The 11,796-nt window shown below is 47.4% G+C and carries 12 protein-coding genes; 7 read left to right on the forward strand and 5 right to left on the reverse strand.

Features of this window, described 5'->3' with window-relative positions; genetic code table 11:
• Together ACYVGO_RS09315 and ACYVGO_RS09320 are read right to left on the reverse strand one after the other, a co-directional pair.
• Positions 1-494: aminotransferase class I/II-fold pyridoxal phosphate-dependent enzyme (locus ACYVGO_RS09315; protein ID WP_460969023.1), on the reverse strand; the 494-nt coding region annotated here is incomplete at its 3' end.
• Positions 495-679: 185 nt separating this feature from the next.
• Positions 680-1,726 carry a zinc-binding dehydrogenase gene (locus ACYVGO_RS09320; protein ID WP_460969024.1) on the reverse strand — a complete coding sequence of 349 codons (1,047 nt, stop codon included), beginning with the start codon at positions 1,724-1,726 and terminating at the stop codon, positions 680-682.
• A 78-nt stretch (positions 1,727-1,804) separates the two neighbouring features.
• Between ACYVGO_RS09320 and ACYVGO_RS09325 the strand changes: the two genes are divergently transcribed.
• Genes ACYVGO_RS09325 through ACYVGO_RS09335 form a run of 3 tightly spaced genes read left to right on the forward strand, consistent with a single transcriptional unit; the run spans position 1,805 to position 3,715 of the window.
• Positions 1,805-2,329 carry a GNAT family N-acetyltransferase gene (locus tag ACYVGO_RS09325; protein WP_460969025.1) on the forward strand — a complete coding sequence of 175 codons (525 nt, stop codon included), beginning with the start codon at positions 1,805-1,807 and terminating at the stop codon, positions 2,327-2,329.
• Positions 2,330-2,335: 6 nt separating this feature from the next.
• On the forward strand, positions 2,336-2,755 hold the full coding sequence (gene ybeY, locus ACYVGO_RS09330) for an rRNA maturation RNase YbeY (RefSeq protein WP_460969026.1): 420 nt from the start codon (positions 2,336-2,338) through the stop codon (positions 2,753-2,755).
• A gap of 12 nt (positions 2,756-2,767) precedes the next feature.
• Positions 2,768-3,715, forward strand: a complete 948-nt coding sequence (locus ACYVGO_RS09335) for a polysaccharide deacetylase family protein (protein WP_460969027.1) — start codon at positions 2,768-2,770, stop codon at positions 3,713-3,715.
• On the opposite strand, the gene ACYVGO_RS09340 is transcribed toward ACYVGO_RS09335, so the two are convergent.
• Positions 3,701-4,492, reverse strand: coding sequence for an SDR family NAD(P)-dependent oxidoreductase (locus tag ACYVGO_RS09340; protein ID WP_460969028.1), 792 nt, complete (start codon positions 4,490-4,492; stop codon positions 3,701-3,703). The genes ACYVGO_RS09335 and ACYVGO_RS09340 overlap by 15 nt on opposite strands.
• 67 nt (positions 4,493-4,559) lie before the next feature.
• Between ACYVGO_RS09340 and ACYVGO_RS09345 the strand changes: the two genes are divergently transcribed.
• The 3 genes from ACYVGO_RS09345 to ACYVGO_RS09355 all read left to right on the forward strand — a co-directional run bounded on the left by ACYVGO_RS09345 (position 4,560) and on the right by ACYVGO_RS09355 (position 7,511).
• The gene (locus ACYVGO_RS09345; protein ID WP_460969029.1) at positions 4,560-5,732 is read left to right on the forward strand and encodes a nitrilase-related carbon-nitrogen hydrolase; all 1,173 of its coding nucleotides are present in this window, start codon (positions 4,560-4,562) and stop codon (positions 5,730-5,732) included.
• 211 nt (positions 5,733-5,943) lie between these two features.
• Positions 5,944-6,687, forward strand: a complete 744-nt coding sequence (locus ACYVGO_RS09350; protein WP_142776436.1) for a ferritin-like domain-containing protein — start codon at positions 5,944-5,946, stop codon at positions 6,685-6,687.
• 14 nt (positions 6,688-6,701) lie between these two features.
• Entirely contained in the window at positions 6,702-7,511 is an 810-nt protein-coding gene (locus ACYVGO_RS09355) for a ferritin-like domain-containing protein (RefSeq protein WP_142776437.1), read from the forward strand.
• Positions 7,512-7,584: 73 nt separating this feature from the next.
• On the opposite strand, the gene ACYVGO_RS09360 is transcribed toward ACYVGO_RS09355, so the two are convergent.
• Both ACYVGO_RS09360 and ACYVGO_RS09365 read right to left on the reverse strand, forming a co-directional pair.
• The gene (locus ACYVGO_RS09360; protein WP_142776438.1) at positions 7,585-8,502 is read right to left on the reverse strand and encodes a PfkB family carbohydrate kinase; all 918 of its coding nucleotides are present in this window, start codon (positions 8,500-8,502) and stop codon (positions 7,585-7,587) included.
• 127 nt (positions 8,503-8,629) lie between these two features.
• A complete protein-coding gene (locus ACYVGO_RS09365) occupies positions 8,630-9,826 on the reverse strand; it encodes a hypothetical protein (protein WP_142776439.1) in 1,197 nt (398 codons plus the stop codon).
• A gap of 247 nt (positions 9,827-10,073) precedes the next feature.
• On the opposite strand from ACYVGO_RS09365, the gene cysS reads away from it, so the two are divergent.
• Positions 10,074-11,564, forward strand: coding sequence for a cysteine--tRNA ligase (gene cysS, locus ACYVGO_RS09370; RefSeq protein ID WP_460969030.1), 1,491 nt, complete (start codon positions 10,074-10,076; stop codon positions 11,562-11,564).
• Positions 11,565-11,796: the final 232 nt, after the last annotated feature.

Consider the following 11,796-nt stretch of genomic DNA (forward strand, 5'->3'; position numbering starts at 1 on the left):
TGCAATTCGTGAGTTTGGCGGAGTTTATACTCCAGGTCTTCTAAATCGTTATGACGAAAACGCTGGCGACTAGCATAACTGAGACGTGCGCCGTCAATCATACTGGCATGAATCAACTCATCGGTCAGGAGAGTATCCCCTGCTCTGGGTAGGCAAGCCAGCAAACCAAGGTTAGCATCGTAGCCCGAATTAAAAATAAGCGCGGCTTCGGTATTGTAAAAACGAGCCAGTTCCTGTTCAACTACATCGGCCAGGGCCGTTTGACCTGCCAGTAATCGCGAGCCGGTTGCCCCTGTACGAGCGCGTGTCTGCGCAACATCAGCCTGCTGGATAGCCGCTTTCAGTTCGGCAGACCGGGCAAAACCCAGGTAATCATTTGAACAAAAGTCAACTAAACCATCTGCAATACGCAGTTGACGCAACAGGCCGCTTTGCTGATAAGCAGCTAATCGATCTGATACAAGTTGGGCAACTGAGTGCGTCACTATAGCCATAGCGACAAAGATAAAACGGCCCTCTTTAACGTTGAACAATTTCAGACCATCAATTGCGAAAATGTGTGTAAGTCCTTAGTTATCCACATGTTGATTGTGGATAACTTTAATTTGAGGTAATATTCAGGCTAAAGGATAAAAGAAAAGAGACACCAATAGAAACACATTGTCAACATAAGAAACATCTAGTTACCAATTGAGAGTATTATTTTACCAAACTGTTTTCCAGCCTCCATCTTACGCATCGCTGTTTCGGTAGCCACGAGCGGGAAGATCTCATCTAGTACAGGCACAATCTGTTGGTCGCTTATTAATTTAATCATATCGGTAAACTCGCTTTCAGTGCCCATAGTCGTTCCAAAAATTGATAGTTGTTTAAAAAATACTTTAGGTGGAATAATGTCGTTGATTGTCCCCGTGGTTCCGCCAAAGAAAGCGATCCGTCCGCCCGGAGCAGCTACATCGATAAGCCTGGAAAAACCAGGTCCACCCGCACTGTCAATGATCACATCAAAGTAACCTCGGGCTGGATGCCCTACTTGCCCTTCAGTTGCTTTTGCAAGAAGAAGTTTGTGCCAATCAGGCTGGCGATAATTGACACCCCCCGTTGCTCCTAACTCTCTCGCTTTCTCTAGTTTCTCATCAGATCCGGATGTAACCCAAACCTCCGCCCCTACCGCTACGGCAAATTGCAAGGCAAATAGGGCCGCTCCACCACCAACGCCAGTAATCAATACTTTTTCAGGAGGTTGACTACCACTTTTATTCAGCTCAGCTTTTGTCATTAGTGCTCGCCAGGCAGTCAGACCCGCTAACGGGAGCGCAGCCGCCTGCTCGAACGTGAGATGTTGGGGCTTATGATGAATATAGTTACGGCCCACAACTACATAGTCGGCAAACGTACCGTTGGTGGGCATACCCAGAATCTGGAAGTCGGCTCCGTAAAACTTCGGATTATCGCCCCAGTTCATCCCTGGATTAATGACGACCGCCTGGCCCAGCCAACTAGCATCAACGCCTTCTCCTGTATCGACAACAACCCCAGCTCCATCTGAACCCAGAATAACAGGTAGTTTAATACCAGGATATAAGCCCTGTTGAATAAACACGTCGCGATGATTGAGCGATGCCGCCTGAAGTTTTACCAGTACTTGGTCCGGCCCGGCGGTTGGTATGGGCGCATCAATAAGCTGGACGGGTTGGTGAGTACCTCCGAGATAAACTGCGTTCATGGACTGAGTCATAATTAGGAATACATTCGCACGACACTACCGGACCGTTTATATTTGCCCAACACGTCTGAATAGGCAATGATAACATACCGAGAAGCTACCGCCGACGATGCAGATCCGATTGCCCGGCTGCATAGCCTCAGTTGGCAACAAAACTACAGAGGTATTTGGAGAGATGATTTTTTGAATGGCCCTGTCCTTGAAAACAGGCAGGACGTTTGGCAGAAACGGCTTACTCAACCCAGCCCGAACCAGCACGTTATTATAGCCGACTCGAATGGGGTAATTTGCGGATTTGCCTGTGCTTACGCCGATGATGACCCCGTTTGGGGAACGCTACTTGATAATCTGCACGTTCATAGTGATCAGAAAGGACGTGGAGTTGGCACGGTTCTGATCAAATCGGCAGCTCGCTGGTCGTACCAGATGAATCCTCAATCAGGGTTTTATTTGTGGGTATTGTCGCAAAACACCAGCGCCCGAAGATTCTACGAGCATTTAGGTGCAACGAACCAGGAGTTGGTGAGAGATGAAAATCCAGGCGGAGGTTTCTCGGATGCGTTCCGATACGTATGGCCTGATGTAACGCAATTAATTGGATAAAAACGCATGATTCGGTTTTTTAACGAGGACGTACCCTATAAGCTTCCACAGAAGCAAGCAACCCGCCAATGGCTCAACCAGCAGGCTAAACGGGAAGGCTATGCGGTTGGTGAGTTAAATTATATTTTTTGTTCCGACGAGCATGTGCTACAGGTTAATCGGGATTACCTCCAGCACGACTACTATACAGACATCATTACGTTTGATCAAAGCGAAGACGAGAGCAAACTAGAGGGCGACATTTTCGTCAGCGTGGAGCGCGTGGCCGATAATGCAACGCAATTGGGTATATCGGCTGATCTAGAGATGCGTCGGGTCCTGGCTCATGGGCTCCTTCATCTGTGTGGCTATGGCGATAAAACCGATGAAGAAGCAGCTCAAATGCGGGCAAAAGAAGAAGAATGGCTAACCCATTACCTGCCTTAACGTTCCCAGTCTATGCGTCTACTCCTCTCTTTGTTAGTTTTTCTGGCTTTTTCCGTACAAGCACAGAAACAAATAGTCATTACCATCGACGATCTGCCGACCGTATCAAAAGCTTATGCCACGCCGGAAGGCCGACTTAATCTGACAAAGAAATTACTTTCGCACTGTACAGCATTCCAGGTTCCGGCCATTGGGTTTGTAATCGGCAATTCGTTACGGACAAACTCCAAACCCGATTCTAACCAGATCGGACTTCTAAAACTATGGTTAAATGCCGGTCTGGAATTAGGAAATCATACTCTGGCACACAAAGATTATAACAACATATCATTTGAGGGTTCAAAAGCGGATATTATTGGGGGTGAGTCAATTGTGAAGAATCTAGTTCAGCAACGAGAGAGGCCTTTCCGTTATTTCCGGCACCCCTACTTACGAAAAGGTGATACCCAAGCCAAAAAAGACTCGCTGGAGCAATTTTTAAAACAACGCGGCTATCAGGAAGCACCTGTTACCATTGATAATTCAGATTGGCTCTTTTCCCGCGCTTATGACAATGCTTTGCTTCTGAGCGATACAGCACTAGCGGCTCAAGTTGGTAAACAGTATGTGACGTATATGCTCAATTGCGCAGCTTATTATGAGGCACAAAGTGACTCGCTTTTTAACCGGCAGATTTCACAGATCTTACTAATTCATGCCAATACCATCAACGCCGACTTTTTGGGCAAATTACTGGCAGGGTTAAAACAGCAGGGGTACACTTTTGTCTCGTTAGATAAAGCATTGACTGACACAGCTTACCGTTCCGTAGATCACTATTACGGCAAAGGCGGCATTTCGTGGCTACACCGCTGGGCGTTAACGTTGGGCAAAAAAGGAGCTTTTTTCAAGGGTGAACCCGAAGTCCCTGCCATGGTTGATGAACTGGCGAATCGAACTGTAAACTTACCCGGCCGTTAACCCGCCATCTATCTGAAGAGCCTGCCCAGTAACAAAAGCATTGTCGTCTAAGCAAAGCCATAGAATGGCCTGAGCAACTTCTTCGGGTTGCCCAAAACGGCCCATAGGCACCATCCGGCGCATTCGCTCTTCCATGCCAGGTGCAGTACCAATCAATTCATCGACCATTGGTGAGTGCGTATATACCGGGCAAACGGCATTGATTCGGATATGATGCCGTACATATTCCAGCGCAGCTGTTTTCGTCAATCCAATAACGGCATGTTTAGAAGCACTGTAGGGTGCCCCCATAGGCATACCCCGCACCCCTGCAATGCTTGATACATTCACAATTTTACCCCCGACTGGATGGTCCCCGGCTGGATAGCTATTAGCCTTTTGAGTGAGCATCTGACGAATCTGGGCCTGCATGCCATAGAATACACCGCCAACGTTTATGGCCATTATCTGATCGAAATCCTGCTTTGTCTGATCGAGTAATCGGCCAAACTTACCCCCAATACCCGCATTGTTGATACCGATATCCAAACGACCAAACACATCCACAGTTTGCCTTACAGCTTTTTCTATCTGATCTGGATTAGAAACATCGCAAGGAATGAACAGCGCCATACCACCCTGCTGCTGAATTTGCTCAGTAGTTTCCCGGCCATTTTGTTCGTTAATTTCAGCGACAACAACAGTCGCACCTGCGTTGGCGAATGCCAGTGCGGTTACCCGGCCAATGCCTGAGCCAGCACCGGTGATGAAGGCAATCTGATTCGTAAACGTAGACATCCGCAGCGAAGAAGCAGTTAATTAAACGCTGAAAATAATGCTATTTTGTGGCTCATGCATCGTTTTTATGGCAATCAATCGTAGAAAATACACGGTTATCCTGCTAATAGGCCTGGCTCTATGCTACGGGTTGTTCGGCTTATGGACTATATGGTTCTTTGGTGGCCAGGATAAGCCCGCAAAATCCTCAAAAGCGAATACGCAAATCCGCTCATTCGAGCAATTCGGCACTCGATCAGACCGTGGGAATCTGTTAGGGATTCAGCCCTGGATGGAGCCCGCCGATTATCGTACAGGGTTGACTTTCCGCGAAAAATTAGCCGGGTATTTGAAAACTGCGAAAGACAGTGGGCTGGTCATACCTCAAAAAACCATTGTCATCCTGCCCGAATATATTGGCACCTGGCTAGTGGTTATGAATGAACCTGAGCGGGTATACAGTGCCTCCACCATTCAGCAGGGATTAACGGCAATGGTCGTTAGCCATCCCATCAATTTTTGGAAGGCCTACCAAACGGCCCCCGACAGTGTGGGTGATAAAACAAAGTATGGTCTCTTCGCCATGAAAGCCCGGCAAATGGCCTACGAGTATCAGCTCACCTTCGATATACTGGCAGCACAATTTGAGGTAACAATCGTGGCTGGTTCTATTCTATTGCCCAATCCATCCGTTGAAAACGGGAAATTGGTTGTAGGCGAAGGCCCTCTCTATAATGTCTCTGCGGTGTTTCGTCCGGATGGCAAACTAGATCCGCAACTTATTAAAAAGGTCTACCCCATTGCCGATGAACTCCCGTTTGTCTGTCCGACCAATCCGGCAGACGTTCCTGTTTTCGATACGCCAGTTGGTCGGTTAGGTGTATTGGTCTGCGCAGACTCCTGGAATTCTCCCGTATATAAAACACTAAAGCAAAAAAGGGCTACCCTGTTAGCGGTTCCCTCCTACTCAGCCGGCAATGGAGTCTGGAAAACAATCTGGCAGGGGTACAGTGGCACACCAACCCCAGCGGATGCCCGTGCAGATGTTGGTAAACTAACCGAAGGACAAGCCTGGCTCGCTCATGCTATGGCCGGGCGAGCTATCCCCGAAGCGGGTATCATAAAAGGGATGAACGTATTTCTGCGGGGGCAACTTTGGGACTTAGGTTCCGATGGCACAACGATCATTTTATCTGGTAAGGCTCCAGCCAAAACGGCCCGTGTTGTTAACAAGGCTGCCATAACCTGCTTATGGCTATGATTTCCTCTTTAAATCATTTTGTATTTTTTCAATAAACTTTTCAAGTACATCACCCATATACTCCTCATTACTAATTCATTTACCGTATACTTATCTAGGATTTATATTCTTTTATTTAATTGACAAAATCTATTTTTTAGGTGACCCCGTAGATACATCATCTTAGTTGCCAAATAGCTAAGCATTAAAAATCACCTAACTATTTTACTCAATGGAAAACGTTACTAATCGACCCGAAACGACATCTTCGGCTGCAGCTAGCCGCCGGTCGTTTCTGCGAGTAGCGGGTGCTGCTGCTGTAACAGGCGGTTTGCTGACAGCTTGCTCCCATGCGGACGAATCTTCTGTCACACCCAATGGTAGTGCCCGCGCTGCTGGCCCAACCATTTCATTACCTACTGGTGATGTTGGTATCCTTGCCTTTGCATACGTATTGGAACAGCTCGAAGCTGCCTTCTACGAAATGGTTCTCGCAAAACCTTACCCAAATATGTCTTCGTCGGATATGGCCTTGTGGAGCGATATCCGTGGCCATGAAATTATTCACCGTGCGCTTTTCAAAGCAGCTGTGGGTGCCGGAACAGCCGCTAACGTTCCAGATCTGACCTTCAACTTCTCAAGTATCGACTTCAACAACCGTGCAGACGTACTTTCGAATGCAGAAGCTTTTGAAAAAACAGGCGTAGGTGCTTACAACGGTGCGGGTAAATACATTAAAGATGCAGGTTATCTGACATTGGCCGGTAAGATTGTATCGGTTGAAACTCGTCACCACTCAATTCTTCGCGAATTGCAGTATCCTTATTCAGACGCGTTTGCTGGCCCAACTATCGTTACCAGCGATACAGGCCTGCATCTTGCTTACGAGCCAACGTTTGTGCTGCCTATCGCACAGAAATATATTAATGAAACCCTGGATGCAAGCGCATTAGTAAAAAGCCTGACACCAGCATAAACCACTCAACTCCGATGAACTTACAAAACTTATTTAGCGAAATTGAGAAGGTGGATGGCGAAATATTTGATCGCTTAGCACACGTCTCACGCCGGAGCTTATTTAGCTCTCTGACCAAAAAAACGATTGCCGTGGCTGCTCCAGCCATTATGGCATCTGCCCTGACCAAATCTTATGGGCAGTCTAGTGCATTACCACAAGGCGTAAAAGACGTTCTTAACTTTGCGCTCGCATTAGAGTACCTAGAGTTCACTTTTTATGATTACGGTCATAACCTGGCGATGATTCCCAATAATTATAAGCCAGCATTTGAATTAATTCGGCAGCATGAACAAGTACACGTTCGGTTGCTGAAGTCGGTACTAGGCTCAGAAGCAATCCCAATGCCTAAGTTCGATTTCTCGGCCAAAGGTACGTTTATGGATACATTTACCAACTTCGCAACGTTCTCGGCTATTGCCCAAACGTTTGAAGATACAGGCGTTCGCGCTTACAAAGGTCAGGCTCCTAATCTACAGGCTGCCCCAGCTATATTGCAGGTGGCTTTACAAATTCACGCTACCGAAGCTGCTCACGCAGCTAACGTACGCTATATGCGTGGCCAAAAAGGCTGGATCACGGGTGGTACTGCTGCAATGCAAGGCCTTCCATCGGTTGTTGACGGCAGTTATAAAGGTGAAGAAAACACCGTGCAAGCGGGTGTTGACTTAGCTTCTGCACTAGCTGGCGATAGCCGGATTACTCCGGCTATGGTTATGCAGGCGTTTGATGAGCCGCTAACAAAAGAACAGGTTCTGCCTTTGGTTGCACCTTTCTTTGCCTAACAATAAGTAGTAGTCTAAAACGCAAAAAGCCGCTGGTTAACCAGCGGCTTTTTGCGTTTTAGACTTTGTCCTGTTAAAGTAATCCAAAAGCAGATAGCGTCACAAACTCACTTACCCGCGCCTGAATTTCATCCTGAGTCAAATTCATAATCCGCTCAGCACCAAATTTCTCCACGCAGAATGAAGCCATGGCTGATCCATAAATAATAGCCCGCTTCATGTTATCAAACGAAATATCGTCGGTTTTGGCTAAGTAGCCAATGAAGCCCCCCGCAAACGTATCGCCCGCACCGGTCGGATCGAATACTTCTTCAAGCGGCAATGCTGGGGCGAAGAAAATCTGCCCTTCGCTAAACAGCAGAGCACCATGTTCCCCTTTTTTGATGATTACAGTTTGCGGACCCATCGCCCGGATTTTAGCCGCAGCGCGTACCAGCGAGTACTCATGCGTTAGCTGGCGGGCTTCTTCATCGTTTACTACCAGTACATCAACTAATTTGAGTAAGCTCATTAGGTCTGGGTTGGCAATTTCGATCCAAAGATTCATGGTATCGAGCACAATGAGCTTTGGGCGATTATGCAACCGTTCAATAACCATCTGCTGAATTGCCGGAGCGGTATTTCCTAACATCAGGTATTGGCAATCCTGATACGAATCGGGAATGATCGGATCAAAATTCTCCATTACGTTCAGCTGGACTTCCACGGTATCGCGGCTGTTCATGTCATTGTGGTATTTCCCCGACCAGAAAAAGGTCTTCTCTCCTTTCCGAATTTCTAAACCTTCCGTATTGATTCCGTGCTGATTGAGATCCTCAATCATGCTCTGCGGGAAATCGTCGCCCACCACAGCAACCAAATTATTTTCTTTCGTAAAGTACGAGGCTGACAGGGTGATGTAAGTGGCGGCTCCGCCGATGATTTTGTCGGTCTTGCCGAACGGGGTTTCCAGGGCGTCGAACGCTACGGAACCAACAGTAACTAGGCTCATTTATTACAGTTTGAATTTTGTAGTCCGATGTTTGAAGTTTGTACCAATCAGCTCAAGTTTATGCAGCATTGCTAACATCGAACTTCGAACCGCAACGGCGGATCGTTATAAACTTCAAACTAAATATTTATTTCTTCCGCCCAATTACCGGGCAACGTTTAAACGGTTTGGTTTCATCGAATAGCTTCCGATAGGTAACGTGGGTTTTAACGATCTTCGACCCCAGCTGGCTTACAAAACGTACCATGATTGGGTTAAAATCGCCAACCCAGTTCATTTCTAGTTCGGTATATTGAAAATTGGGATTATGGTCGGCTTCGTGCGGCATACGGAGGGCAATAGCGGCTTCCACCCCTTTCCCCTGGTGCTCAGGAGCTACACCAAAGACTACACCAAACGCCTTACGGTTTGTTTTCAGCAGCATGTGCCACAAAAACTTCAACTTTCCGATCAGATCAAGTTTACCATTCACATGCTTGAAAACCTGATTTAGCTCCGGCAGGCAAACGAAAAAAGCCACTGGTTCATCAAGGTAATACGCGAAATAGATTATTTTCTCGTCAATAACCGGCTTCAACTTCTCCATTAGTAGCTGCGCCTGGCCAGCCGACATTTCCTTAACACCACTATGACCGCCCCAGGCCGCATTGTAAATATGCCGAAACTGTTCGGCCGCTGCGGGCAGATGTTTTTTATCGATTGTTCGAAAGCTATAATCCGGGTTCTGGTAAATCCGTTGGGCCCGGTCTTTTACCGCCTGCGACATATCAACCAACTTCGCCCAGGTTGTTGGAATCCCGAACGTAAACTGTTTGAAATAGTCTTTGAAGCCGTAATTTTCAAAAAATGGAATGTAATACGGCTTTGTATACGGCATGCAATAGTTTGGCTCCCGGTCGAACCCATCGACTAATAAACCCCACCAGCGATCGCGATCACCAAAGTTGATTGGGCCGTCCATGGCTTCCATACCACGGCTTTGGAGCCACCCTTTTCCGGCATCAAACAGGGTAAAAGCGGCCTGTTGATCGTCAATGCACTCAAAGAATCCGATCCCACCTGTTGGCTGATCGTTATCGAGGTTCGCAATTTCGTAGTCGATAAAAGCGGCCATGCGCCCAATGGTTTCAGCCTTATCGTTCAACAGTAAATACCGAATGCACTCGCCATGCTCAAAGCGTTTATTGCGAGCCGGGTCGAATACTTCCTCGACATCGGCATCTAACGGGCGAATCCAATTTGGATCGTTGCGATAAAGACGAACGGGAAACTGAATAAATTCTTTCTGGTATTGGGCATTTGCGCCCACCTCAACTACCTGCATTCCTGAACCTAAGCGGGCGATTTGTCAAAACAAAACGCGAATATAACCAAAAGTGAGCGGGCTACCGTTTTCCAACGAACAATCCGTAACTTCGCCCTCATGAACAGTTTACTATCTGCCATGCTGATCCAGGAAATCCTCATTTTGCCAGCCCACTGTTGTCGCTGAACGCTTAACCTCGCCTACAGTTGTCTATCGGGCAGCTCTATTCCTTTATCAGTATTGTTGAACCAGAGTCAAACTCCCAATGCAACCGCTTACACTATACAATACACTTTCTCGCAAGAAAGAACTATTTGAACCGCTCAATCCCCCTTATGTGGGCATGTACGTCTGCGGACCAACGGTTTACAATTACGTTCACCTGGGCAACGTTCGTACGTTCCTCACGTTCGATACACTCTACCGCTACCTGACGTTTATTGGCTACAAAGTCCGCTACGTCCGTAACCTGACCGACGTAGGCCACTTAGTTGGTGATGGCGACGATGGTGAGGATAAAATTGGCCGGATGGCAAAGCTGGAAAAAGTTGAACCCATGGAAATCGTGCAACGCTTCACGAACGATTTTCATACTGTAATGGCCCAGTTCAATACCTTTCCACCGAGTATTGAACCTACTGCAACCGGCCATATGGTAGAGCAGATTGAAGCGGTACAGTCGTTACTAAGCAAAGAGCTCGCTTATGAATCAAATGGCTCGGTTTATTTCGATATTGAAACGTACAATAAGCGGGGTGGCAATTACGGCAAGCTATCGGGGCGGATTCTGGACGACCTCCTGAATGAAACCCGCGAGCTGGATGGCCAGTCAGAAAAGCGCAGTCCACTCGATTTTGCGATCTGGAAACGCGCTGCACCCGAACACCTCATGCGCTGGAACTCACCCTGGGGCGAAGGTTTCCCTGGCTGGCATCTGGAATGCACTTGCATGAGCACTAAATACCTGGGCAAACAATTTGATATTCACGGCGGTGGAATGGATTTAAAATTCCCACACCATGAGTGCGAGATTGCGCAGGGAGATGGCTTGAGTGGCGTTGACCCCGTTCGGTACTGGATGCACTCGAACATGCTGACCGTTAATGGGCAGAAAATGTCAAAGTCATTGGGCAACTCATTTTTACCAGCGGAGTTGTTTGCTGGTAGCCACCAACTGCTCGAACAGGCGTATAGCCCCATGACGGTTCGTTTCTTTATGCTTCAGTCGCATTACCGGAGCACACTCGACTTTTCGAATGATGCGCTTAAAGCGGCTCAGAAAGGGTATCGTCGGTTGGCCAATGGCTTACGTATCGTTAAAACATTAACCTACGATACGTCCGGCGAAAGCGTTTCTGTAAGCGAAGAAAAGCAGCAGGAAATCCGGCAGGCAGTTCAGCAGTTTTACGAGGCCATGAACGATGACCTTAATACAGCTGTCGGGATTGCCCAATTGTTCACATTGCTGAAGTACGTCAATATGCTGTACCTGAAACAACTTCAACCAGAAGCCCTCGGCGAAGACGTATTTAATCTACTGAAAGAGTCATTCGTATCGTTCATGAACGACGTATTGGGACTGAAAGAAGAAGGTACGAGCAACCAGCCGGTTTTGGAAGGTTTGCTAACCCTGTACCGGGAGTACAAAGAGCAGCGCCTGTATGATAAAGTGGATCAAATTCGCTCGTATTTCAAAGCGCAGGGGCTGGCTATTAAAGACATGAAACATCAGATCGACTGGGCTTATGAAGAGTAGTCTTTAAAACTAGTACGGCACGCGATTTAGTCCATCAAGCGATTAAGAAGCCTTAAGCTGATAGCTGGCGCTTATTACGAACGATCCGTTAATACTCTGTTGGAAGAAACTACCCAGCAGTCACACGCTAACGCGTACGCCGGATTCTGAGACGTACACCAGCCATACTCACCCACACAGCTATGAACCTGATCGGGATTGATAAGGTGGGCTTTGTGAATACGAATAAAAT

It is taken from the genome of Spirosoma migulaei (assembly GCF_054776855.1).